Here is a 23,354-nt window from a genome sequence, read left to right as displayed (position 1 = left end):
TTCTTGGGTGTGCAGTTCCGGCGGGGTGGTTTCGCGGACGGTGGTCATCAGGCGTCCACTGACTGCGGGGTGCTTTTCGTGGCTTCATCAGCCAGCTGGCGTTCGCGCTTGCCCCAGGTTTCGCGGGTTACGAGTGCTGCCCAGAGGCCGATGGCTGCGTAGAAGCTGAAGAGGAGCGCGGGACCCATCCAGCCGAGGGCTACGAACAGGAGAGTGGTGATGAAGGGGGTGAATCCGGAGACCATGGCGGAGATCTGGTAGGCCAGTGAGGCACCGGAGGAGCGGGTCTTGGCCTGGAACAGCTCGGGGAACCACGGGCCCTGGGCCCCGGCGAGGGAGTTCTGGCAGACGGCGTAGGAGATGACGATGGTGGCGATGACGAAGACGAACAGTCCGGTGTTCACGAGAAGGAACATGGGAATGCCGAAGAGCAGGGCGAAGGCTGTGGACCAGATGTAAAGGGGCCGGCGGCCGATCCTGTCGGTGAGGCGGGCCCAGGCCATGGTGGCGAAGATGCCGATGGCCGAGGCGATGCAGAGAGCCACGAGAGTCTGGCTCTTGTCAGCGAGCTGCTGGGTGTGAAGGTAGGAAATCATGTAGGTGATCGACACGGCGTAGCCGGCGGTCTCGGCGATGCGCAGGCCGATGCCCCGGACGATGCTGCGCCAGTCGGTCTTGATGACCTCGACGATCGGGGACTTGACGATGGAACCGCTTTCCTTGACCTCGTCAAACACGGGGGACTCGGGGACCTTGGAGCGGATGATCAGGCCGACAACCACCAGCACGATGCTGGCGAGGAAGGGGACGCGCCAGGCGAGTTCGCCGCCAAGGTTCACGCTGACCAGGAACACCAGGTTTGCCAGGAGCAGGCCAACGGGGAAGCCGGCCTGCACGATGCCGGTGTATTTGCCCTTGGACTTCCAGGGGGCGTGCTCGTAGCTCATCAGGATGGCGCCGCCCCACTCGGCGCCGAAGGCCAGCCCCTGAACGATGCGGACGAAGACCAGCAGTGCCGGAGCCAGCAGCCCCACCTGCTCGTACGTGGGCAGGAGGCCGATGAAGAAGGTGGCGATGCCCATGAGGATGAGCGAGGTCACCAGTACCGGCTTGCGGCCCACCTTGTCGCCCAGGTGCCCGCCGATGATGCCACCGATCGGCCGGGCGGCGAAGCCGACACCCAGCGTGGCGAAGGCGGCCAACGTCCCGGTTACCGGGTCACCGGTGGGGAAGAAAGCCGTTCCGAAGTACAGTGCGGCCGCGGTTCCGAAGCCGATGAAGTCGTACGTCTCGATTACGGCGCCGACGCCCGAGCCGATGGCGACCCGCCTGGCGTCCTTGGTGCCGTGGACGTGCCCCCGCATTTTTAGAGCTTCGTTGCTCATGGTGGTTCCCTTTCGAAGAGCGGCTGAAGAAGCTTCAGCGCGGTCGACTGTTAACAAGATACGTCCCAGTGTGACGGGCGTCATGCTGACTGTCAACAGTCGCCATCAGGAGTTGACTGTTAACAGTCGCCAGAGATATTGTGGTGTCCATCACTACCGCCTGCCGGGCACGACCAGAGGATCAACGACGATGTTCCATTCCCGACTCGGGTGCTCATCCATCAGCTTCCGCCACCAGGACCTGCCGACAGCCCTGCGAACCATCGCGGGCCTCGGGTTCGCTGAGATCGACCTTGGCGCCCTCCCTGGAGTCTGCGACCACGTTCCGTATGAACTTGACGCCGATGCCGTCTCAGCCGTGGCCAGTGACGTGGCTGCATCAGGCCTGCGGGTGCGTTCCGTCAACGGGGACATCGGGGATCTGAATGCAGTGCTCGACGCCGGCTGGCAGGCTGAGCGGGACAGGCACCTTGATGCCCTGCTCACCCTCACCGCTAAAACGGGGGCCAGGGCGCTGGTCCTTCCCTGCGGTGCCCTGAGCCACGGGCCGGTGCGAAGCCTCGAGGAGGATCTGGACACCGTCGCAGCCCAGCTGATCCGGGCCGCGGAGCGCGCGGCGGAGTTCGGCGTCGAACTCTGGACCGAATCGCTGCACTTCCTGCGGTTCTGCTGGAACCTGGAACGTGCCGAGCTGCTGGCGCAGCGGCTGGCGGGGTCCGGCGTCGGGATTGTCATGGACTTCAGCCACATCGTCGCCGCCGGCGAGGACCCGCTGGAGTACCTGGCACGCCACAAGGGCCGGATAGCCCATGTGCACCTGCGCGACGCCGCGCCCGGCAACATCAACCTCAGCATCGGCAACGGCCAGGCCGATTTCGCCGCCGGGCTGCGGGGCCTTGCCGGCCAAGGCTACACCGGGCACTTCAGCCTGGAACTCGAAACCCGGGACGTCACCCACGACGAACGCCCGGCGGCCGCCGCCAAGGCAGCCAGCTTCATCACTGACCTCATCTGAACAACCCCTCAAAAACCACCAAGGAGAATCATGACCGCCATTCAGCGCACCGCCGTCCTCACCGGAGCCACCTCGGAACGGGGCATCGGCATCACCACCGCCCGCCGCTACGCCAGCCAGGGCTGGGGCGTGGTGATCCTGGACCTCGACGGCGAGAAGTCTGCAAAGGTCGCCACTGAGATCGGCAACGAATTCAACGTCCCGGCGTTCGGCTACGAGATCGACGTCGCCAACGAGGACTCCGTCAACGCCGCGTACAAGGCAGTTTCAGCCGAGGTCAAGAGCGGCGCCCTTCCCGCTGTCGGCGCGCTGGCCAATATCGCCGGCATCACCTCGCCGGTGCCTTTCCTGGAAACCACGCTTGACCTCTGGAACAAGGTCATGGCCGTGAACTCCACCGGCACCTACCTCGTCACGAAGGCTTTCCTGCCGGACATGATCGACAACGGCTGGGGCCGCATCGTCAACATGTCCTCCGTTTCCGCACAGCGCGGCGGCGGCGTCTTCGGCAAGGTCCCCTACTCCGCCGCCAAGGCCGCCATCCTCGGCTTCACCAAGGCCCTGGCGCGCGAGCTCGGCGACTCCGGTGTGACCGTCAACGCCATCACCCCGGGCGCCGTGGACACCAACATCCGCGTCGGCAGCACCGAGGAGCAGGAGGCCGCAATCAACGCCGGCATCCCGCTGGGCCGCAACGCCACCACTGAAGAAGTCGCCGCCGTCATCACGTTCCTGTCCTCCGAGGACTCCGCCTACCTGACCGGCACCACCATCGACATCAACGGCGGAAGCCACATGCACTAAGAACGCGTCAAAGCGCCGCAAACCCCGTCCAGCCCACGCCCCACACCGCCGCACAGAGAGCCAGCCATGACCAGAATCTTCAACAATCCAGCGGACTTCGCCGAGGAAGCCCTCGCCGGCTTCTGCGATCTTCACTCCGGACTGGTCCGCCAGGTTCCCGGCGGCGCGGTGCGCCGCCACCGCCCGGCCACGCCCAAGGTGGCAGTCCTGGCAGGCGGCGGTTCGGGGCACTACCCCGCTTTCGCCGGGCTCATCGGTCCCGGCTTTGCCGACGGCGCGGTGGTGGGGAACATCTTCACGTCACCGTCCGCCCAGCAGGCCTACGCCGTGGCCAAGGCAGCGGACAGCGGTGCCGGTGTGGTGTTCACCTACGGCAACTACGCCGGCGACGTGATGAACTTCGGCATGGCCAGCGAGCGGCTGGCGGCCGAGGGCATCGCCGTCGAGAACGTCCTCGTGACGGACGACGTCGCCAGCGCCCCGCCGTCGGAAGCGTCCAAGCGCCGCGGCATCGCCGGGGACTTTACGGTCTTCAAGATCATGGGGGCTGCCGCCGAGGCCGGTGCGGATCTGGCCGAGGTTGCCCGCCTGGGCCGCAAGGCCAACAGCCTCACCAGGACCATCGGCAGCGCCTTTGCCGGTTGCACCTTCCCGGGCGCCGACACGCCGCTATTCTCGCTGGGCGAGGGGCAGATGGGGCTGGGCCTGGGGATCCACGGCGAGCCCGGCCTCTTCGACACCGACCTTCCCCCGGCAGCGGACCTGGGCCGCGAACTGGTGTCCCGCGTGCTGGCAGAAACTCCGGACGGGGCGGGGCAGCGCATCGCCTTGATCCTCAACGGACTGGGCTCCACCAAACATGAGGAGCTGTTCGTGCTGTGGGGAACTGTGGCACCGCTGCTCCGCGACGCCGGTTACACCCTGGTGCTCCCGGAGGTGGGTGAGCTGGTCACCAGCCTGGACATGGCCGGGGTGTCCCTCACCGTCACGTGGCTGGATGATGAGTTGGAGCCGCTCTGGTCGGCACCGGCGGAAACCCCGGCCTACCGTCGTGGAAACACCGCGGCACAGGCCGGCAGCGTTCACGCCGCCGAGGCCTCCGACGGCGAGAGCACCGTTGTCGCCTTCGCCGCCACCGCTTCCTCCCGCGGGTATGCAACGGCGTGCGTCGCGGCCCTGGAGGCGGCACGCGACCTCCTGCATGCGGAAGAGCCGCGTCTGGGCGACATGGATGCCGTGGCGGGCGACGGCGACCACGGCCGCGGCATGGTCAGGGGCGTTAACGCAGCCGTGGCCGCCGCCGCTGACGCTTTCGCCCAGGGCGCCGGTGCGGGAGATGTGCTGGCCGCCGCCGGCGATGCCTGGGCGGACCGGGCCGGCGGCACGTCGGGGGTCCTTTGGGGTGCGGGCCTGCGTGCCCTCGGCGAGTCGCTCGGCAACAGCCAGACTCCCGGACCGGCGGAGCTTTCGGCTGCCGTGACGGCGTTCGCCGGCCGCATCACCGGCCTGGGCAAGGCCGAGCTGGGGGACAAGACCATGGTGGATGCACTCCTGCCGTTCGCCGAAACCCTGGCCCGCCGGACGGAGGAAGGCGCCGGCGCCGGGGCCGCCTGGCAGGAAGCCGCCGCTGCCGCAACGTCCGCCGCGGCTGCCACCGCCACGCTTCGCCCGCTCAAGGGCCGCGCCCGGCCGCTCGCGGAGAAGAGCCTGGGCACTGCCGATCCGGGCGCCACTTCGCTGGCGATGATTTTCACCGTTCTGGGCGAACACCTGGCCCGTCACGCCGCCTCGCCATCAGCAAGGCAGGTCCGCGAGGAAGCGGAGGCCACGGCATGACCGCCGCCGGAGCTGTTCCCGTACTCCGGGTCATCGTGGGTGCCGACGAGGCCGGCGTCGACTACAAGAACCGCGTCATGGAGGACCTCCGCGCCGACCCCCGCGTGGCCGACGTGATCGACATCGGGGTTAACCGCAGCGATGAACCGGACGAATTCAGCAAACCGTACCCGCATGTCGGCATCACCGCAGGCGAGATGATCCGGGACGGACAGGCCGACCGGGCCATCCTGTTCTGCGGGACGGGGACCGGGGTGGCGATTGCCGCCAACAAGGTGGCAGGCGTCCGTGCAGCTACAGCCCACGACTCGTTCTCGGTGGAGCGGTCCGTACTCTCCAACAACTGCCAGGTCCTCACCATGGGCCAGCGGGTGGTCGGCCTCGAACTGGCGCGCAGGCTCGCCCGGGAATGGGTGGGCTACACCTTCGACCCGGAGTCAGCGTCGGCGGGCAAGCTGAACGTACTCAGCGACTATGAAGGGTGCTGAACGGCCATAACCCTGCGGCTCATTCGACGATGACCCTCACCCGCTGCACGGTGTTGTTGCCCATGCCCTGGTAGTTCCAGTGCTGCTCCAGCGGCTGCACGGCGCCGGTGGCGTCGGTGGCCCGGCACACCAGCTCATGGTGGCCGGCGTCGGCCACCCAGGGCAGGCTCCAGCCGCGCCAAGCAAAGGCGCCGGCAGGCTTGTCCAGCTGGGCCGGAACCCACTTGCCGTCGATGCCGACCTCCACCTTCGTCACGGCGCCCTCACCGGACCACGCCCGCCCCTGGAGCATGACGGGCCCGCGGGGCAGGTACCGGCGGCGGGTGAAGAAGTCGGGAATGCCCGGCGGAACCATCAGGGACCGGACCCTGATCCGCGAAACCGGGGTGCCGGCGTCGTCCGCGTTGTGTTGGTAGCGGTAGGCGACCGCCTGCTGGAAGCCCTGGAACGGCGTGGTGACCACCTGGATCGACTGCAGCCATTTGACGCTTGCCATGCCGTACCAGCCGGGGACCACCAGCCGCAGCGGATAGCCGTGCTGCGGCGGCAGCTCACTGCCGTTCATCTTGTAGGCAAGGACGACGTCGGCCCGCGACGCTTCCGAAATGGGCAGGCTCCGGGCGTACTGCTGCCGGACGCCGCCCTGGATGCCGGCGTCCAGGCCGGTGAACACCACCTCAACGGCCTCGGGCTCGACGCCCGCCTGGGACAGCAGGTACGCGAGCGGAACACCGGTCCACACGGCCGTTCCCACGCCCTCCAGGGTCCAGGGCTGGCTTAGTGGCCGCGGCCTCAGCAGCGACCGCCCGTTGCCGGCGCATTCCATGGTTACCTGGACGCTGATGGCCGGATCCCGCTTCAGCGCCGCGAGGCTCAGTTCCATGGCCCGCTCCACGGCGCCGCCGATCCGCAGGTGCCACGCGCCGCTGACCTGCGGAATGTCGAAATGCGTCAGCACGTAATGCAGCCCGGGCGGAGTCAGGTCCTCGCGCAGCGCCTCAAGCGGCATCGAGTGGTTCCGCACAGCGAGCTGCAGCTCTTCCCGGGTGAGCGGTCCATGCGTGGGTTCACCGCTATGCGCTGCGACACCGGAATGGGCTGCGGGGCGGGCGGACGGTCGGCGGCGGTAGATCAGCTTGGACATGGCCTTGCGATTCTGCTCGGTGCTGCGGGGTGCAGCTGCTGATGGGCGTGCTCCTCTTCACAGGTTTACGCCGTGTCCGCAGGACGGTCAACACAGGCCGTCAACAGCCCGGCACCGCCAGCAGGCCCTACAACTGGGGCAGCTTCACCAATTCCTCCAGTGCCATCGGGTCCTGACCGGTGAGGCCGTGCACGTCTGAGGTCGCCCCGGACAGCTCTCCGGCGGCGATCGCCGTGTACGTGCTGACCCATGCCTCGACCTGCCAGTCCGGTGCGCCGTAGGAAGCGCGGGAGGCGAACGCTTCGTCCACTGTTTCGTGCTGGTACGTGACGGTCCTGCCCGTGGCATGCGTGAGCACCTCGGCGGCCTGCGCCAGCGAGATGTCTTCCGGCCCCGTCAGGTCGTAGGTAGCCCCGGCATGGACGGCCGGGTCACGGAGAACGGCCACCGCGGACCGGGCGATGTCCTCCCGCGCGACTGCGGCCATCACGCCGTCGCCCGCCGGGCCCCGGATGACGCCGTCCTCCCCGGCCAGCATGGGCAGAAAATCCAGGTAGAAGTTGTCCCGCAGGAAGGTAAATCCCATGCCGGACGCCCTGATCCGCTCCTCGGTGGCATAGTGGTCGCGGCCCAGTGTGAAGGTGCAGTCCGGCGCCGCCCCGAAGAAGGACGTGTACACAACGTGCTGCACGCCGGCCTCCGCTGCGGCGTCCACGAAGGCATAATGCTGCTGCAGCCGGTCCTCCGCCTCCGCCGCCGACACCATGAACAGCACCTTGACCCCCTCGAGGGCCGGGCGGGACAGTGCGGGGTCCCCGTAGCTGACCGCCAGGGCCCGGGCGTCCCTCAGGTCCGGCACCCGCCGGGGGTCGCGCACCAGCAGGCGCTGGGAGAACCCGGCGTCTGACAATTGGCGGGCCACCATGCCGCCAAGGACCCCGGTGGCGCCGGTGACCGCAAGGTCTGGAAGATCCGTCATGGGTGCTCCTAGGCCTCGCGGGTCGCGGGGGACTTTGTCTGTGCCGGGTCCCGCTCGGCGAGGGAGCCGACGGCGGCATCGATCTTCTTCAGGACGTCCGGTTCAAGGCGTACGCCGGCGGCCGCGGCGCTGTCGGCCACCTGTTCTGGCCGGGAGGCGCCCACGATGGCGGAGGCGACGTTCGGATTCTGCAGTACCCAGGCCACCGCCAGCTGCGGCATGGTCAGCCCGGACTCCTCGGCGACCGGCCGCAGCTCCTGCACGGCGGCCAGGACATCGTCCCGCAGCCAGCGCTGGATCATCTTGGCGCCGCCCTTGTCGTCGGTGGCGCGGCTGCCCTCCGGCAGCGGCTGGCCGGGCAGGTACTTGCCGCTCAGCACACCCTGCGCCATGGGGGACCAGACGATCTGGGAGACGCCCAGTTCCTCCGACGTTGGAACCACTTCCTCCTCGATGACCCGCCACAGCATGGAGTACTGCGGCTGGTTGGAGATCAGCTGGAAGCCCAGTTCCTTGGCCAGGGTGTGGCCGTTGCGGAGCTGCTCGGCGGTCCACTCGCTGACGCCGATATACAGGGCCTTTCCCTGCCGGACGATGTCCGCGAACGCCTGCATCGTTTCCTCGAGCGGTGTTTCAAAGTCGTAGCGGTGCGCCTGGTACAGGTCCACGTAGTCCGTCTGCAGCCGGCTGAGGGACCCGTCGATGGATTCCATGATGTGCTTGCGGGACAGGCCGAGGTCGTTCTTGCCCTTGGGGCCGGTGGGACCGAACACCTTGGTGAAGATCTCGATGGACTGCCGGCGTTCGCCCTTGAGCGCTTCGCCCAGAACGGTTTCCGCCGCGGTGTTGGCGTAGACGTCCGCCGTGTCGAAAGTGCTGATGCCGGCGTCCAGCGCCGCCTGCACGCACCGGGTGGCGACGTCGTTCTCCACCTGGGAGCCATGCGTGAGCCAGTTGCCGAACGTGATTTCCGAAATCTTGAAGCCGCTGTTTCCGAGGTATCTGAATTCCATGGGCTTCACGCTAGCGGAGATGGTTGCTCAGGGTAAGGGATGCCGGCGGCTTATCTCGCGGCCCGCCTCGCGGCTGACCCGCGGCGGGCGCCAATTGGTACGGAACCAGCGCGGTCAGGCGCGGGTGCGGGCGTCCGGGCGCTGCGCGAGCGATGTCATGGAACCGGTGTCCAGGACGGTGACACGTCCGGCTACGGCCGGTTTCCTCGCTGGCCGTGGCGGCTGGGCGGACAGCGCTAAGGCGGACCGGACGTTTTCGCCTTTGCTGGTAGCGCTTTTGTTGGGCGCACCGTTGCTGCCAGGGTCGTTGCTGCCAGGGTCGGCCGGCACGGCATCGTGGCGCAGGGCCGATTCCACGAGCGGAGCCACCTCGGTCACGCTGGCCGCGGCGACGTCGGGCGGCGGCAGGTCCCGCACGGTGACCTTGACTTCGGGCGCGGCGGCCCGGGCGCGCGCCACTGCGCGGGCGTCGGCGGCAGCCACGGCGTCGGCCCAGTCCTTCGCGAGGACGGGCGGCACCGGCCGGGCGGCAGTCACGAGGGGATGGTGGACGACGGCGCTGCGGAGCGCCTCCTGAAGGCCGGCGCGGGTCCGCAGTTTCTTCCAGTCGATCGGGGTACGGGGCTCGCGGACCGGTCTGGGGGCCTTGGCCTTTTTCGCCTTGGCTTTTGCCGGCACCACTTCTGCGTCCGCGGGCAGCGGGCTGCCGTCAGCGGCGAGCCGCACGATCTCGACGGTCTCGTTCCTGGGGAAGCGGCCGAACAGCGCCATCACGATCAGCGCCATAAGGCGTCCCAGCCCGGCCAGCACCAGCGTGAGCATGACGCTGATACACAGGCCGACGAACATCAGGAAGGCAACACCCAGGGTGCCAAGAAAGGTCAGGTTCAGTGCAATCGTTGTCGGATCTTCCACTTCACCCTCCTTACCATCGGCGCCCGGCCCGTCACGCAGTGATCAAGCCCGGTGATCACGCCGGAAAACAGCCCCTACCCACCATACGGACTATTTACTGCCGACATGCCCTCATGACAAGTGCCGGCAACTGTTGTTTCAAAGCTGTTATAGGACCCGGTCGCATCAAGCTGCCTATAGTCTGATTCAGCAGCGACCCACCACCTTCCCGAAAGATGCCATGACCGAGCCAGAACCCTTTTCCGGTAACTGCCCGTGCCTTTCCGGCGAGCAGTACGCGGACTGCTGTGGCCGGTTCCACAGCGGTGCGGCGGAGGCAGCCACCGCCGAGCAGCTGATGCGTTCCCGCTACTCTGCCTTCGTCCTGCTGGATGCCGGCTACCTCCTGAAAACATGGCACTCCAGCAAACGGCCCGCGGAGCTGGAGTTCGACCCGGGCCTGGAGTGGCGGCGGCTGGACATCGTGTCCGTCGAGCGGGGCGGCCCGCTCGACACCGAAGGCGTTGTGGAATTCAAGGCGCACTTCCGTCAGGACGGCGGGCGCGGCGTCCACCACGAAACCAGCCGCTTCCTCAGGGTGGACCGGCGCTGGTACTACGTGGACGCCGTCGCGCTTCACCGTTAGGGAATCCGGCAGCCGGTCAGCGGTCCTCCTTATTCAGTGCTCCTCATAATCCGCGGTGGGTGTGAAGCCGGCGCGGTCCACCTTGCGGTGGAAATGCATGCCTGCCATGCCGCCCAGGACGGCACCTACCAGCGCCACCAGTGCGACCACGACGGCGGCAATGATGCCGGTGGTGGTCACCTGGCCCTCATTGACTGGAATCCGGGGGAAGCTGTTCAGCTGCGCCAGGATATTGAACTGCTCGCCGGCGATCATGCCCAACACGGCCACCAGCACAGCAGCGATCAGGGCCCAGATCCACACCATGAACCCCTGCTTCGCACCATTGAACCGTGCCATCCTGCCGGCGACGTAACCGCCGCTGTAGTAGGAAGCGAAGAGGATGACCAGCAGGACGATGATGCCCACGATCCCCACTGTCTGGTTCGAGGCGGCCCGGCCCACGGCGGTGTTCACGTCGGTGTTCGTGGCAAGTCCCACGGCGGTTCCGGCCGCGGCGACCAGGGCGGTCAGCAGCACGGCCATGCCCGTGGCGGCCAGCCAGCCAAAGAACGCCGAGCCGATCTTAATGCCGCCAAACGCCTCCCGTTCGCGGGCCGCGGCCATCTCCCGGGTGGCAAAGGCCGGGTCCTCGGGCCGTGCCGTGTCCAGGCGGCCGTGAGGTTCATTGTCGGGTGTGTAGTCGCGCTCGGCGTACGGCGTGTCCGCGTCCGTGGTGTTAAGGGCCCGGGTGTGCGTGTCAGTCAAGGCACCGGTGCCGGTGACGGTGGCGCCGGGTCGGGCTGCTGAACGCCGGGACTGGGTGGCATCGTAGACAGGCGTGGCTTCCGTGGGGGCGTCTGCCGCGCTGTGTTCGGGCCTGCTGGTTTCGGATCTGCCTGATTCAGGGAAAGTGCCCCGGGGGCGTCTGTCCCCGGAGCCTGTTGGGGTACTCATCAGCGACTCGCTTTCATTGAACGGACCCGGGCTCAGGGGCCTAAGCCGGGCAACGCAATGCCGAGGCCAAGGCACTGGCCTCACTTTCTAGCTAACTCCGTTCAATGGGCATTAGCAAGGATGCTTAGTATCGTGGTGTGGCGTGTCTTCCTTGTCAGGGGCAGGGGAATCAGGGGCAGACGCCCGTTACCTGGCGCGGTCAGCGGTAGGCGCGGTGCAGGTTCTCCTTGGTCGACTTGCGGGCGGAGGCATCGGCGATCCAGGGGCCGGTCCCTTCGGACTGGTCCAACACACCGGCCTCCAGCCATGTGTAGTTGCCGGCCAGCACCTTGCGCGCGAGGTCGCGGTCGCCGTCGTCGGTGTTCCGCCACAGCTGGTCAAAGTACTCGTCCACGCGGACGCGTGCCTGCTCGCAGAAGGCGTCGGCCAGTTCAAATGCGGTGGCGCCGCGTTCGGGTGCCGTGCGGAGCAGCATCTCGGCGCGGGAGCAGCTGGCGGCCATGGCGAAGAGCTCGGCCCCGATGTCCACGATCCTGCCCAGGAACGCCTGTTTGTGCTCAAGGCGGGCCTGCCAGCGGCCCATGCCGTAGAAGGTCTGGCGGGCGAGCCGGCGGGAGGACCGCTCCACGAAGCGGAGGTGCTTGGCCAGCCGCCCGAAATCCCTGTAGGAGCGCGGATCCATGCCGGCGCCCGCTACCAGTTTGGGCAGCCATTTTGCGTAGAAGCCGGAGGCGCCGACGGCGGCCCGCGCCTTGTCCGAAAGGCTCGCCTCGGCGGAGGCCAGGTCCCCGGCGGCGGCGAGGTGCGCGTCCACGGCCTCGCGGGCTATCAGCAGCCGCATGATCTCCGACGAACCTTCGAAGATGCGGTTAATCCGCAGGTCCCGCAGCTGCTGCTCCGCGGGGACGGCACGCTCGCCGCGGGCTTCAAGCGAATCGGCCGTCTCATAGCCGCGTCCGCCGCGAATCTGTACGAGTTCGTCCGCGATCCGGTAGCTGATCTCGGTGGACCACAGTTTGGCCAATGCCGCCTCGATGCGGACGTCCTTTTGCCCGGCATCGGCCATCTCGGCGGACAGCTCGAACACGGCGTCAAGGGCGAAGGCCGTGGCGGCGATGAACGCGATCTTCTTGCCCACTGCTTCGTGCTTGCCCACCGGGCGCCCCCACTGAGTGCGGGCGTTGGACCATTCCCGCGCGATCTTGAGGCTCCAGCGGCCCGTCGCCACGCACAGCGCCGGCAGCGAGAGCCTGCCGGTGTTCAGGGTAGTGAGCGCAATCTTCAGTCCCTGCCCTTCACGGCCAAGCCTGTTCGCAGCGGGCACACGGACCTGGTGGAACCGGGTCACGCCGTTCTCGATGCCACGCAGTCCCATGAAGGTGTTGCGGTTCTCCACCGTGATTCCGGGGGAGTCCATTTCCACGACGAAAGCGGTAATGCCGCCCTTGTGGACGGTGCCGCCCGCGTCAGTGTGCTGCGGCACCACCGCCATCACCACCACGAGCTCGGCGATCACGCCGTTGGTGGTCCAGAGCTTGACGCCGTCCAGAACGTACGACTCGCCGTCGGCAGTGGGAACAGCGGTGCTGCCCATCCGGGCGGGGTCGCTGCCGACGTCGGGCTCGGTCAGCAGGAATGCCGTGACCGCCCCCTCCGCGCAGCGCGGCAGATACTTGCGTTTCTGCTCGGGCGTGCCGAACACCTTCACCGGTTCCGGCACGCCGATGGACTGGTGGGCGGAGAGCAGGGCGCCCAGACTCGGGTGCACGGATCCGAGCAGAGCCAGCGCGCGGCCGTAATAGACCAGGGACAGACCCAGGCCGCCGTACTCCTGCGGAATCTTCATGCCGAACACGCCCAGCTCTGCCAGCCCGCGGAGATATTCGTCGGGAATTTTCGCGTCGCGTTCGATGGTCCGTCCGGACATGGTGCGGCAGAACTCCGTCAGCCGTGCCATGAAGGCCTCGCCGCGTTCCACGTCATCGGGTCTGGCGGCGGGCCAGGGATGGATGAGGCCCAGGTCAAAGCTGCCGAGGTACAGGCCCTTGGCGAAGCTGGGCCTGACCCACTCGGTTTCGCGGGCTGCTTCGGCAATGGCACGGGCGTCCTCGGCGGACGCGCCCGCACCGATCTTCTCTGGAGCGACGGGTGTTTCGGACGCCGGACTGTCGATGGGCGGGACGGCGCCAGTGCCGTCCTCAGCTGTGGTGGTTGTGGCCGGGCGTTCAGCCGCCTGGCTGTCAATGGCGGAGCTCACGGGGCATCTCCTCTAACCGGATGACCGGCTCAAGCCCTGGGTCCGCCGCGGGTGGAGAACCCTTCAGCTGTCCCTCAATGCTACCCGCGGGTAGGTTCCGGTGCTAGGGGACGGCTGCCCCTGAAATTCCGTGGGAAACTCGACAGCAGAGGCATGGTGCACCAGGCTGTCCCAGGCGTGGTTGATCCCGTGGACGGTCCTGAGCAGCGCAGCGGCAATGACCAGCCAGGCCAGCCTCCCCACGCCTACCAGGACGAGCGCGGCGAATGCCGCCGCCGCCACGAACAAGACAAGCACCAGTGCAAACGCCAGCGTTCCAATGAACACCAAGGTGGCTGTCTCCACTGCACTCAAGTCGAACTGCATGCTTCCCCCTGCGCCGTTGCTGCGGATGGATCAGTAGCTCGAGACTAGGGCCAGGAGCGAAGCTTCCTCCAGCGTTTCGGCCATGCTGTGGCCGCCTTGATACGGGATCGAGACAATACTCCCGCGTAGGTCACAGAGTGATTGCGAAAACCTCATCTGTCACACCCGTAACGTTGCCTGACCGGCAACGGCATCCGTTTCGGGGTGGGTGTGGGATCACGGCGCGGGCCGGCCTGCGGCTCTGCGTTAACCTTGTAGTTGGCAGTTTTCGGGTTTCCGCTGCCCAGACCATCCCCCAAGTTGCTAGGAGAGTGTGTGCCCCGGTCCGCCACGTCCTCCGCTGACGCGATCAGCGCAAGGCTCAGGGACCTTGAGCTCCTCACCAAGGGGCCTGCTTGGGCCCTCACCCGTTCCGCCCCGTGGGTGATCGCGGTCCTGCAGGCATCCTTTACCCGCACCCGGCCGCAGCTTCCGCTGGAAGAATTCCACGCCGACGTCGACTCCTTCCTTGAGCAGTTGCGCCGCCAGGAGCCGGGGCTGGGCGGGCATGCCAACGGAAAATCCTTCGGCGATGAGTGGACCCGCAAGCAGTTCCTGACCCGCCGGAACCAGTCGGGGCAGATCGTTTACGAAGTCACGGAGGCGGCCGCCCGCGTGCTGGCGTTCCTGGACAGCCTCTCCAGCGAAAGGTCCACGCTCAACGGCTCCCGGCTGGGCACACTCCTGGGTGACGTGGAGAAGCTCGCGAACGAGACCAACCCGGACCAGAGTGCACGGCTGGAAGCGCTGGAGGAGGAGATCGAGGAGCGGCAGCAGCTGATCGAGGACATCAGTTCCGGTGACTTCGACGGCCTGCTCGACGACGACCAGGCTGTGGAAGCAGCCGGCAACATCCTGGATCTGGCCGCCAGCCTGCCCGCTGACTACAAGAAGATGCGTGACCGCATCGAGGAGCTCGTGGGCGAGCTCCGGAACCAGATCATCGAGGAATCCCTGACCAAGGGCGCCACGATGGCGCAGGTCCTTGAGGCGGACAAGCGGCTGCGCCAGAGCCCGGAGGGCAGGACCTTCCGTTCCTTCACCGCCTTCCTCGAGGACCCGCAGCAGCAGCTGCGCTTCCGTTCCGCGATCGGCGAGGTGCTCAGCCGCCAGTTCGCAGACGACCTGTCGCCGGAAGACCGGGAGACCCTGAAAAACCTGGTGGCCGAACTCCGGCAGCAGCACAGCCAGATCCAGCGCATCTACGGCAAGCTCAGCGAGAGCCTGAACACCTACGTCCAGAGCGACGACTTCCGCCAGTCGGTGCGCCTCCGCAAGGTGCTGCGCGAGGCGGAGCAGGCCATCCGGTCCATGCCCTACGAGCGCGAACGGCCGGGCCTGGTCCGCGGGCCGGTACTGTTTAACGCCGGTTTCGAATCCCTCGCCATGGTCAAGCTCTTCGACCCGGACGAGTTTGCCGCCCCGCCCAAGCTCGCCGACCCCATCGCGTTCAGCGACTCGGACCGGGTCCGCTCCCCGCGGACCGCCAAGGCCAGGCCGGAGGCGATCCGCGCCGCCGCAGCCGGCGCCTCCACCCTCGCCGAGGCCTGGGAGCAGCTTCCGCCAGAGGAACAGCACATCAACTCCATCCGCGCGCTCCTCTCGCACGCCCTCCACACCGGCGCCGGCTTTGACCAGCTGGCATATGAGGCCCTCGACTTCGAACAGATAGACGGCACCACCCGCAAGGCATACCTGCCGGTGGTAACGCTCAAGAAGGATTAGCGATGACTGAAGAGATGACGACGGCGGACGCCGATTCCCCGGTGGTTGAGCCCGCCGAATCCGCGGCCATGCCGGCAAGCTCCATGGGTAGCGGCGTCACCCCCCGCGACACGTTTGTGGACGGCGCCGCACTCTTTCCCGGTGATACCGGTGTGCTGCCCATGAAGGTCCGCCAGGCCCTCGTGAAGTTGCTGAAGGGCCCGTACGTCGACGGCGGCCGGGACGAGAAACTCTGGACAACGCTGCTGGACAACCAGCTGATCCTGCGCAGCCGGCTGTCCGAGCTTTTCCTCACGCTGCAGCTGGACCACGAGCGCAAGATCGCGGTGCTGCGTCCCGTTGACCCCGAGGCGATCGGCGGCAGTGCCCGCTCCAGCATCCTGCGCCAGCAGCGTGCCCTGAGCCGGGTGGAAACGATCGTGCTGCTGCGCCTCCGGCTCCTGCTGGACCGCCACGTCACGGCGCAGACGGACCCCACCATCACCCGCGAAGAAATCGCCGAACTCGTGGCGCACTACCAGCCGGCCGGCCAGCAGGACGCCCTGCGCGACTCGGACGTGGTGAACCGCGCGATCACCAAGCTCCTCGCCCGCCAGCTCCTGCTCACCACCGGCCTGGACGACGTCTACACCATCTCCAACGCCCTGCCCCTGGCCCTCCCCTTCGACAACATAGGCGACATCCCCGCCCAAATCGAAGCCCTGATAGCCGCCACGGCAGACCCGTCAGGGACAGAACCACTCATAGAACTCGACGCCGACCGCTCCGTCAGTGACGAAGAAGCGGACAGCGACGAAACACCGGCCACGGGCGGAGAAGCCAAGTGAGTATCGCAAGCATGCTCCCGCTGGGCGAGGTCGTTAACCCGGGCCAGATGCGCCTGGCCCTGGTGCAGGTGGTCAACTGGGGAACTTTCCATGGTGCCCACACGATGCACGTGGACCGCAACGGCACCCTGCTGACAGGCAACTCGGGTGTGGGCAAGTCGACGCTGTTCGACGCCATGCTGCGGGTGTTCGATGCCCGGCCGCGCTCCAACGAGGCAGCCGCGCAGCGCTCGGGAGCCGTGGAGGACAAGCGGACCACGTTCACATACATGCGCGGCAAGGTGGGGGACAAGGCCGTCGGGGAGGGCTCGGCCAGCGCGTTCCAGCGTCCCGGCGCCACCTGGTCCGCCGTCGCCCTGACATTCGACAACGCGGCGGGCACCAGGGTGACGGTGTCGGCGCTGTTCGACCTGCCCAAGAACGGTACGGAGTCGAGCGTCGGCCGGTACTACCTGATCGACACCAGGCCACTGGACCTCGCCGCGATCGAGGACATCGCCGAGAAGCGCTTCACCAAGGCTGCGCTGGAAAACATCTTCCCCGACGCCCAGGTTTTTGATGTCCATAAGGCGTTTGCGGAGCGGTTCCGCCGGCTCCTGGGCATCAACTCGGACCAGGCGCTGCCCCTGCTCCGCGTCATCCAGGCCGGAAAGGGCCTGGGCGGCAGCGTGAACACGTTCTTCCGAGACCAGGTGCTGGACGCGCCGGCCACCCTGGCCGCGGCGGACGACGTCGTCGAGGAATTCAGCAACCTCATGTCCATCCGGCAGCGGCTCGAGGATGTCCGGCAGCAGCGCGACCAGTTGGCCCCCGTCCCGGGCCTGAACAGGGAGTACGCCCAGTCGCTGCTGGACGCGAACCGGCTCCGCGAGCTCGCCGGCGAGGAGTTCGAGTCCTACCGGCAGCAGCTTGCCGTCACCGTGCACGAGAAGACGCTGGCCCGCTTCAAGGCGCTCGCCCAGACGAAGGCCAAGGAGCTCGCAGCGGAACGCGGCGTCCGGGACGGGCTGGCCAAGGAGCTCCGGCAGCTGGAGGCGGACTACAACAACCAGGGCGGCAACGCCATCTCCTCGATCGAGCAGTCCCTCGAGAACGCCCGAGTGGGCCTGAAGCTCCGCCAGCAGGTGGAAGAGGCGGCCCGGCAGGCGCTGGCGGACGCTGGCCTGGATCTGGAGTGGACGGCTGAAGGCTGGGAGCAGGCCCACGAGCAGGCGGCCACCCGCTCGGCTGAGCTGAAGGATGACTCCGCGGCCCTGCAGGAGCTCCGCTTCGAGGCCTTCGACGCCCATGCCGCGAAGAAGCGCGAGCTTGCCGCGGCCGAACAGGAGCTTGTGTCGCTGAAAACGCGCAAGTCCCTGCTGCCGCCGTCGAGCATTGAAAACCGGGCCGCGATTGCGGCGGCCACCGGCGTACCCGAGGAGCAGATGCCGTTCGGCGGCGAGCTGATCGACCTTGCCGAGGGCCAGGAGCAGTGGCGACCCGCCGCTGAGCGTGCGCTGCGGAACCTGGCCACCACGCTGCTTGTTCCGGGCGAACATTTCGCGGCGGTCACCCGCTACCTGAATGACCACACGGTCCGCGGCGCCCTGCGCGCGGTGGACGTCTCCAAGCCGCTCGCCGGGGCAGCGCTCGCGGTGGAGGACGTGGCCGACGGCGACCTGCTGACCAAGCTGGACATCCTCACCACCGGGACAAACGCAGAAGCCGGGATGTGGATCCGTGAGCGGATCGCGCTTGACTTCGCGTACCCGTGCGTGGCCAACCCCGACGAACTGGCGGCCCTGGACAAGGGCCTGAGCCTGGGCGGCGTGGTCAAGCGCAACCGGCACACCGTGGAGAAGGACGACCGCTTCACCAGCCGCCAGGACTACGTCCTCGGGTTCGACAACGCCTCCAAGCTGGAGCTCGTGGCCGGGCAGGCGGAAGACCTGCGCCAGGAACTGGCGAAGGCGGCGCAGCTGGCCCAAAGCCGCGAGGAATCACACCAGGGCCTGTCACGCCAGCTCGAGGCCCTCCGCAGGGTTGCCGAGGACGACCGCCCGTGGGAACAGGTTTCGGCGGCGGTTGCTGCAGACGAGCTAAGCAGGATTGAACAGCGGCTCAAGGACGCGCTCGCCGCCCAGGCCGACCTCGAACCGCTTCGCGCCAACATCGAAGCGGCCCGCCAAAAGCACCAGTCCAGCACCGAGGCCGCGGCCGTGCTGCAGAGCGAATACAAGGCACTGGACCAGCAGCTCACTGCCTCCGATTCGCTGCTGGAAGCCGCACGTACCCGCCTGAACCAGGCCCCGCCGTCGGACTCCACCACCGCAGCGCTGGCGCCCTACTTCGCCGAGTTCGGCGACGTCACGGAAATGCACGAACTGGACAACCTCGCCGGCCGGGTGCGGACCCAGCTGCTCGGTGATTTGCACGGTGCGGAGTCCCGCGCCCAGGCCACGTCGGAGCGGCTCACCCGGATCTTCGAAGGGTTCGTCCGCGACTGGGGCACCGCCATTTCGGCCGACCACGGCACGTCCATCGGCGCCGTCGGCGAGTTCGAGGCCCGCTACCACGCGATCATCAATGACGGGCTACCCGCGCAGGAGACCGAATTCCGGCAGTTCTTCAACCAGCGCACGCACGAGTCGTTCAGCACCCTGCTCCACCTGCTGGATGAGGAGCGCCGTTCCATCACCAGCAGGATCCTGCCGCTGAACGGAATCCTGTCCGAGGTGAATTTCCACGAGGGCAGCTACCTCGAACTCGACATCAAGCAGACCCTGCCGGCCACGGCCAAGCAGTTCAAGGACGCCATCCAGAACGCCCTGAAGACCCGGCACACCCGGCACGGCAAGACGGAAAACGCTCATGCGGGCCAGAATGACGACGCCGAACTGACCGCCCGCTACAAGTCGCTGGAGACGCTGGTGAAGCGGCTGGGGTCGCAGACTCCCGAGGACCGGCGCTGGCGGGCCGAGGTGCTGGACGTACGCGGCCACCTCTTCATCCAGTGCAAGGAGCACCGAGAGATGGACGCCCCCGGGAAGAAGGGCGGCAAACGCACGGAAGTGTTCATGCATGCCGACACGGGCTCCATGTCCGGCGGTGAGCGCCAGCGGTTCACCGCGTTCATCATGGCGGCGGCGCTGAGCTACCAGTTGGGCATCGCCGAGCAGGGCTTCACCACGTACGGCACTGTGATGATGGACGAGGCTTTTGTGCTGGCTTCCGAGGAGTTCGCCGGCGCGGGCATCAAGGCGCTGCATGAGTTTGGCTTCCAGTTGCTCCTTGCGGCACCGGAGAACGTCATCGACCTGTCCCGGCACCTGGGCTCGGTCACCGAGATCCTGCGGGACAGGCGAACCAACCGCTCCGGCGTGCTTACCGCCCCTGTTATCACCCCGAAACCGGGAACAGCAGGGCAGTGGCGGTCCGAAGCCAATCCCGTGGATATCGTGCTGCGCTAGTCCGTAACGCTTTGGTGCGGTTCATAACAAATCGATGGATTTATTGCGACGGCACTAGTGGCGGGCTGTTTTGGCGTGCCACTGTGGTGACTCCACCAGTCTTCGCCACACGCTCCACAGGGTCAGGGCATTCCCACGCGGCGGGCAAGAGCAGCCCCTTGCGAGCTTGACGGCGTCATCATGAAAGGCACCACCATGCGCCCTGCGTTCCGCGCCCCCGTCGTCACTGCCCTTGCCGCCGCCGCCCTCTCCCTGGCCGGCTGCGGCGCCATGGTTGCGGCGGCTCCGTCGTCGTCCTCCCCGGCCACGTCCGCGACCGCGTCGGCTTCACCGACCCCGTCAGCCTCCGCCGGAGGCGGCGCGGGGGCCGGCGGTGCGGCGAATCCGGGTACCTCGCCGTCGCCGGCTCCGGCTGCCGACGTCAAGACGTTCACGTTCCCGAACGGCCACGTGTCCTTCAAGTACCCGGCCGGCTGGAAGGTTGAGCTCTTCACCGGCTCCGGCTCGCCGTCGGACTCGGCCACGGCGACGGTCGTCGATGCCGGCGGTACGAAGCAGGCCACCGTGTATTCCGGGCGGATCGCCGACGGCGTATCCCACCCGGTGACCCGCACAGTCTTCGAGTCGGCACCCGTACCGGGCCTCGCGGCGCAGCCCGCGCCTGCCGCCCAGTACGCGTTCTATGTGGACCGGATGGACAGCAACGCGACCTACCGCATGCACCTGGCGGCAGGGGCCCCCAAGTCAGGACAGGGCACCGCGCTTGACGGCATCATCCGCGCCGGCGACGGCGTGATCGTGGCGGACGTGCAGTTCATCGAGAAGCCTTTCGCCAATGATGCCGCGGCCAAGTCCTGGCTGGCAGGCGCCGAAGGGCAGGCCCTCAAGGCGCTGCTGCTGAGCATCTCGTATCGCTAACCCGACTCACCGCTGATTGAGTGGTCCGCTGGTTGAGCTTGTCGAAAACCTTTGGGTTTCGACCAGCTCAACCAGCGGTTTTGCGTTTGGGGGCGTTTAGGAGTGTGCGGCTGTGCAGGCGTCGATCTGGGCCTGGACGATTCCGCCGTAGTAGGCCACCAGCTCGTCAAAGTCCCAGCCGTCGAAGAGCCCCAAAGTCCGGACCGTTTCGCCGAACCCGGTCATCAGCGCTGTGACCGTCGAGGCATAGCGGCGGTCCGGCGTCGCATCCCCGATCAGCTTGGCAATGCTGCCGAGGTAGCGTTCGCGCAGTTCGTTCCGCGACGCGTCGGGGTCCGGGGCATCGTGAACATTGATCGGAATCATGGCCCAGGGTTCCTGCATGCCGCGTTCCCGCCGCATCAGCACGCGGAACACCAGCGCGCCGCCGAGCTCGGACGCCGGGACGGTCAGTTCGGTGAGCAGCGACTCGTCCGGCTGCACAGCAGCGAACAGCTTGGCCTTGGAGATGAACAGTTTCATCACCAGGGCCGCTGAAACCCCGGCTTCCGCTGCGATGTCGCGGACGGTCACGGCCCGGTAGCCGCGTTCGCCGAACAGCCGCCCGGCCGCGGTGAGAATGGATTCCTGGCTGGGGCTGCTCATGCCCGCACCGGCTCCCCGCCGGTCCGGCCCGCGGCGGTCCGCTCTGCGCCGGCCCGCTGGGGGAGGTGTTCGGCTGTAAGGTCCACGGTCACGGACCGGTTGTCGACGGCGAGCTTCCGCGCCACGGCTTGATGAGTCACGGGATGAAGCATAGTCACTATGTAGCGTCCGGCGGCGGGCAGCGGACGTGTGTACACGCCGTCGTCGTCCGTCCTGGCGGTGCCCACGTGCTCGCCGGTGGCGCGCAGCAGCGTCACCACGGCGCCGGTCACGGGCCCGCGGCCAATGGCTGCCCGGCCGCTGATTTCCAGCCGCTCGTGCAGGAGGAAGTTTTGCTTCAGCGTGCGGCCGTCGAAATCGAAGACCTCCGCCATCGGCGCCCAGCCCGCAGCGTTGGCCACCACGAGGTACTTCCCGGCACCCGGCAGCGCCACGGAATAGTTGCCGTCGGTGTCCACCCGGCTCCAGTCCACCGGCTCGCCCTCAGTCTGGAGGACGGTAACGACGGCGGGCGTGAGCGGGCGGTGGTCGGGTGCCAGGACGCGCCCCTGCACCACCAGCTCTGCTGCCGCCGGCGCAGCGGGGCGGTGGGTGGTGATGCGGGGAATGAAGATGGCTGCCAGGACGGACGCGGCGGACGCCAGCGCGGCCATCCAGAACACATCCCTGAAGGCATCGAACGAGGGCAGCCGGGCGGCGCCGAGCGGAATGGTGACCGAGGTGAGCACGGCGGCGACGGCGGCGCTGGAAGTCGACGTGCCAATGGAGCGGACCAGGCTGTTCAGGCCGTTGGCGGAGGCGGTCTCCGTGATCGGGACGGCTCCCATGATCAGCGTTGGCATGGCGGCATAGGCAATGGCCGTGCCGACGCTCACCACCGTGGAGCCGATGATCACCCACGTGATGGAGTCGTAGAAGAACACCCGCCCCACGTACCCGACGATCATCACGCCGGCACCGGTCATCAGGGCGGACCGGCCGCCGAAGCGCCGGATGATGCCGCCGGACACCGGGGCGAACACCACCATCGCCAGTCCGGAGGGCACCATGCAGAGGCCGGCGGTGATGACATTCAGTTCAAAGCCGTAGCCGGTGGCGAGGGGAAGCTGAAGCTGCTGGGTGGTCAGGAGCATGTTGGCGAACATCGCGAAACCGATCAGCAACGACGCAAGGTTGGTCATCAGGACCGGCCGCCGCGCCGTGGTACGAAGATCCACCATGGGCTGGCCCACCCTGAGCTCGTAGGGAATCCAGACGGCCAGCAGCAGCGCGGCCGCGAGGAATAACAGGAGCACAGGTTCCGAGCCCCAGCCCCAGGTGCCGCCCTTGGAAATGGCCAGCAGCAGCGATCCGAGTGCACCGGAGAGCACCAGCGCGCCCGCGTAGTCGAAGCGGCCGGGGGTGCGCACCTTGGATTCCGGCACCACGAGCACCACTGCCAGCAGCAGCAGCGTCCCGGCGGCCGCGGAAACCCAGAAAATTGAGGTCCAGCCGAGGCTTTCATAGAGGAGGCCGGCGAGCGGCAGGCCCAGGGCGCTGCCGATGCCCAGGGTGGCGCTCATGAGCGCCACCGCGGAGCCCATCTTTTCCTTGGGCAGTTCATCGCGCATGATGCTGATGCCCACCGGGATCAGCGACGCGGAGAACCCCTGAAGGGCCCGCCCGATGATCAGCCACAGGAAGGTCCCGCCGAGGGCGGCCATCACCGAGCCGGCCACCATGATGGCCAGGCAAATGACCATCATCTTCCGCTTGCCGTACATATCGGCGCTGCGGGACACGATCGGGGTGGCGACGGCGCTGGCGAGGAGCGTGGCGGTCACCAGCCAGGACGCGTCGTCAGGAGTGACGGACAGGATCCGCGGAAAATCGGGCAGCAGCGGCACCACGAGGGTCTGCATGAGTGCCACGAGTGTCCCGCTGAGCGCCAGGACTGTGGTGATCGCGGACGGGCTGCGGGTTGGCTTCGGGGCAGAGGGTGCTGTCAT

The 23,354-nt window shown here is 67.5% G+C and carries 19 protein-coding genes; 9 read left to right on the top strand and 10 right to left on the bottom strand.

What is annotated here, in order from left to right; translation table 11 throughout:
• Nucleotides 1-47: 47 nt before the first annotated feature.
• Nucleotides 48-1,385: an MFS transporter gene (locus ABRP34_RS12720; RefSeq protein WP_353710455.1), complete on the bottom strand. Its 1,338-nt coding sequence runs from the start codon at nucleotides 1,383-1,385 to the stop codon at nucleotides 48-50.
• Between the two features lie 190 nt (nucleotides 1,386-1,575).
• On the opposite strand from ABRP34_RS12720, the gene ABRP34_RS12715 reads away from it, so the two are divergent.
• From ABRP34_RS12715 to ABRP34_RS12700, 4 genes are all read left to right on the top strand, one after another.
• The gene (locus ABRP34_RS12715; protein WP_353710454.1) at nucleotides 1,576-2,400 is read left to right on the top strand and encodes a sugar phosphate isomerase/epimerase; all 825 of its coding nucleotides are present in this window, start codon (nucleotides 1,576-1,578) and stop codon (nucleotides 2,398-2,400) included.
• Nucleotides 2,401-2,430: 30 nt separating this feature from the next.
• Entirely contained in the window at nucleotides 2,431-3,204 is a 774-nt protein-coding gene (locus ABRP34_RS12710) for an SDR family NAD(P)-dependent oxidoreductase (protein WP_353710453.1), read from the top strand.
• Between the two features lie 66 nt (nucleotides 3,205-3,270).
• Nucleotides 3,271-5,040 (top strand): dihydroxyacetone kinase family protein, encoded by a 1,770-nt coding sequence (locus ABRP34_RS12705; RefSeq protein WP_353710452.1) that lies wholly within the window; start codon nucleotides 3,271-3,273, stop codon nucleotides 5,038-5,040.
• Nucleotides 5,037-5,528, top strand: coding sequence for a ribose-5-phosphate isomerase (locus tag ABRP34_RS12700; protein ID WP_353710451.1), 492 nt, complete (start codon nucleotides 5,037-5,039; stop codon nucleotides 5,526-5,528). Before ABRP34_RS12705 ends, ABRP34_RS12700 begins: the two co-directional genes overlap by 4 nt.
• A 19-nt stretch (nucleotides 5,529-5,547) precedes the next feature.
• Here ABRP34_RS12700 and ABRP34_RS12695 read toward each other — a convergent pair whose 3' ends face one another.
• The 4 genes from ABRP34_RS12695 to ABRP34_RS12680 form a co-directional block, all read right to left on the bottom strand.
• Nucleotides 5,548-6,672 carry a sulfite oxidase gene (locus tag ABRP34_RS12695; protein WP_353710450.1) on the bottom strand — a complete coding sequence of 375 codons (1,125 nt, stop codon included), beginning with the start codon at nucleotides 6,670-6,672 and terminating at the stop codon, nucleotides 5,548-5,550.
• 127 nt (nucleotides 6,673-6,799) lie between these two features.
• On the bottom strand, nucleotides 6,800-7,651 hold the full coding sequence (locus ABRP34_RS12690) for an SDR family oxidoreductase (RefSeq protein ID WP_353710449.1): 852 nt from the start codon (nucleotides 7,649-7,651) through the stop codon (nucleotides 6,800-6,802).
• 8 nt (nucleotides 7,652-7,659) lie between these two features.
• A complete protein-coding gene (locus tag ABRP34_RS12685) occupies nucleotides 7,660-8,664 on the bottom strand; it encodes an aldo/keto reductase family protein (RefSeq protein WP_353710448.1) in 1,005 nt (334 codons plus the stop codon).
• 114 nt (nucleotides 8,665-8,778) lie between these two features.
• The gene (locus ABRP34_RS12680) at nucleotides 8,779-9,579 is read right to left on the bottom strand and encodes a hypothetical protein (protein ID WP_353710447.1); all 801 of its coding nucleotides are present in this window, start codon (nucleotides 9,577-9,579) and stop codon (nucleotides 8,779-8,781) included.
• 220 nt (nucleotides 9,580-9,799) lie between these two features.
• On the opposite strand from ABRP34_RS12680, the gene ABRP34_RS12675 reads away from it, so the two are divergent.
• Nucleotides 9,800-10,204 carry a YchJ family protein gene (locus tag ABRP34_RS12675; protein ID WP_003798589.1) on the top strand — a complete coding sequence of 135 codons (405 nt, stop codon included), beginning with the start codon at nucleotides 9,800-9,802 and terminating at the stop codon, nucleotides 10,202-10,204.
• A 33-nt stretch (nucleotides 10,205-10,237) separates the two neighbouring features.
• Here the strand turns inward: ABRP34_RS12675 and ABRP34_RS12670 are convergent, their stop codons facing one another.
• The 3 genes from ABRP34_RS12670 to ABRP34_RS12660 form a co-directional block, all read right to left on the bottom strand.
• A complete protein-coding gene (locus tag ABRP34_RS12670) occupies nucleotides 10,238-11,140 on the bottom strand; it encodes a hypothetical protein (protein ID WP_353710446.1) in 903 nt (300 codons plus the stop codon).
• A gap of 199 nt (nucleotides 11,141-11,339) precedes the next feature.
• Nucleotides 11,340-13,313, bottom strand: a complete 1,974-nt coding sequence (locus ABRP34_RS12665) for an acyl-CoA dehydrogenase family protein (protein WP_353713357.1) — start codon at nucleotides 13,311-13,313, stop codon at nucleotides 11,340-11,342.
• A 147-nt stretch (nucleotides 13,314-13,460) separates the two neighbouring features.
• Nucleotides 13,461-13,763 (bottom strand): hypothetical protein, encoded by a 303-nt coding sequence (locus ABRP34_RS12660; protein ID WP_003798583.1) that lies wholly within the window; start codon nucleotides 13,761-13,763, stop codon nucleotides 13,461-13,463.
• A gap of 315 nt (nucleotides 13,764-14,078) precedes the next feature.
• On the opposite strand from ABRP34_RS12660, the gene ABRP34_RS12655 reads away from it, so the two are divergent.
• The 4 genes from ABRP34_RS12655 to ABRP34_RS12640 all read left to right on the top strand — a co-directional run bounded on the left by ABRP34_RS12655 (nucleotide 14,079) and on the right by ABRP34_RS12640 (nucleotide 20,721).
• On the top strand, nucleotides 14,079-15,527 hold the full coding sequence (locus ABRP34_RS12655; protein ID WP_353710445.1) for a DUF3375 family protein: 1,449 nt from the start codon (nucleotides 14,079-14,081) through the stop codon (nucleotides 15,525-15,527).
• A gap of 2 nt (nucleotides 15,528-15,529) precedes the next feature.
• Nucleotides 15,530-16,354: a DUF4194 domain-containing protein gene (locus tag ABRP34_RS12650; RefSeq protein ID WP_003798580.1), complete on the top strand. Its 825-nt coding sequence runs from the start codon at nucleotides 15,530-15,532 to the stop codon at nucleotides 16,352-16,354.
• On the top strand, nucleotides 16,351-19,803 hold the full coding sequence (locus ABRP34_RS12645; RefSeq protein WP_353710444.1) for an ATP-binding protein: 3,453 nt from the start codon (nucleotides 16,351-16,353) through the stop codon (nucleotides 19,801-19,803). Before ABRP34_RS12650 ends, ABRP34_RS12645 begins: the two co-directional genes overlap by 4 nt.
• A gap of 180 nt (nucleotides 19,804-19,983) precedes the next feature.
• Nucleotides 19,984-20,721, top strand: a complete 738-nt coding sequence (locus tag ABRP34_RS12640; protein ID WP_353710443.1) for a hypothetical protein — start codon at nucleotides 19,984-19,986, stop codon at nucleotides 20,719-20,721.
• A 96-nt stretch (nucleotides 20,722-20,817) separates the two neighbouring features.
• Here ABRP34_RS12640 and ABRP34_RS12635 read toward each other — a convergent pair whose 3' ends face one another.
• Both ABRP34_RS12635 and ABRP34_RS12630 read right to left on the bottom strand, forming a co-directional pair.
• Nucleotides 20,818-21,366: a TetR family transcriptional regulator gene (locus ABRP34_RS12635; protein WP_353710442.1), complete on the bottom strand. Its 549-nt coding sequence runs from the start codon at nucleotides 21,364-21,366 to the stop codon at nucleotides 20,818-20,820.
• The gene (locus ABRP34_RS12630) at nucleotides 21,363-23,354 is read right to left on the bottom strand and encodes an MFS transporter (RefSeq protein ID WP_353710441.1); all 1,992 of its coding nucleotides are present in this window, start codon (nucleotides 23,352-23,354) and stop codon (nucleotides 21,363-21,365) included. Before ABRP34_RS12630 ends, ABRP34_RS12635 begins: the two co-directional genes overlap by 4 nt.

This window comes from Arthrobacter sp. K5 (genome assembly GCF_040448525.1).
In the GTDB taxonomy this organism is placed as follows: domain Bacteria; phylum Actinomycetota; class Actinomycetes; order Actinomycetales; family Micrococcaceae; genus Arthrobacter; species Arthrobacter globiformis.
The sequence above is the reverse complement of the archived record's forward strand: the minus strand, read 5'-3'. Positions and strand labels throughout refer to the sequence as shown.

What these genes read in the sequence shown, in the direction of transcription:
- ABRP34_RS12685 (WP_353710448.1), bottom strand. Translation starts at nt 8,664, where the DNA reads ATGGAATTCAGATACCTCGGAAACAGCGGCTTCAAGATTTCGGAAATC.
- ABRP34_RS12670 (WP_353710446.1), bottom strand. Translation starts at nt 11,140, where the DNA reads ATGAGTACCCCAACAGGCTCCGGGGACAGACGCCCCCGGGGCACTTTC.
- ABRP34_RS12660 (WP_003798583.1), bottom strand. Translation starts at nt 13,763, where the DNA reads ATGCAGTTCGACTTGAGTGCAGTGGAGACAGCCACCTTGGTGTTCATT.
- ABRP34_RS12720 (WP_353710455.1), bottom strand. Translation starts at nt 1,385, where the DNA reads ATGAGCAACGAAGCTCTAAAAATGCGGGGGCACGTCCACGGCACCAAG.
- ABRP34_RS12705 (WP_353710452.1), top strand. Translation starts at nt 3,271, where the DNA reads ATGACCAGAATCTTCAACAATCCAGCGGACTTCGCCGAGGAAGCCCTC.
- ABRP34_RS12675 (WP_003798589.1), top strand. Translation starts at nt 9,800, where the DNA reads ATGACCGAGCCAGAACCCTTTTCCGGTAACTGCCCGTGCCTTTCCGGC.
- ABRP34_RS12690 (WP_353710449.1), bottom strand. Translation starts at nt 7,651, where the DNA reads ATGACGGATCTTCCAGACCTTGCGGTCACCGGCGCCACCGGGGTCCTT.
- ABRP34_RS12695 (WP_353710450.1), bottom strand. Translation starts at nt 6,672, where the DNA reads ATGTCCAAGCTGATCTACCGCCGCCGACCGTCCGCCCGCCCCGCAGCC.
- ABRP34_RS12630 (WP_353710441.1), bottom strand. Translation starts at nt 23,354, where the DNA reads ATGACAGCACCCTCTGCCCCGAAGCCAACCCGCAGCCCGTCCGCGATC.
- ABRP34_RS12700 (WP_353710451.1), top strand. Translation starts at nt 5,037, where the DNA reads ATGACCGCCGCCGGAGCTGTTCCCGTACTCCGGGTCATCGTGGGTGCC.
- ABRP34_RS12710 (WP_353710453.1), top strand. Translation starts at nt 2,431, where the DNA reads ATGACCGCCATTCAGCGCACCGCCGTCCTCACCGGAGCCACCTCGGAA.
- ABRP34_RS12635 (WP_353710442.1), bottom strand. Translation starts at nt 21,366, where the DNA reads ATGAGCAGCCCCAGCCAGGAATCCATTCTCACCGCGGCCGGGCGGCTG.
- ABRP34_RS12650 (WP_003798580.1), top strand. Translation starts at nt 15,530, where the DNA reads ATGACTGAAGAGATGACGACGGCGGACGCCGATTCCCCGGTGGTTGAG.
- ABRP34_RS12715 (WP_353710454.1), top strand. Translation starts at nt 1,576, where the DNA reads ATGTTCCATTCCCGACTCGGGTGCTCATCCATCAGCTTCCGCCACCAG.
- ABRP34_RS12640 (WP_353710443.1), top strand. Translation starts at nt 19,984, where the DNA reads ATGAAAGGCACCACCATGCGCCCTGCGTTCCGCGCCCCCGTCGTCACT.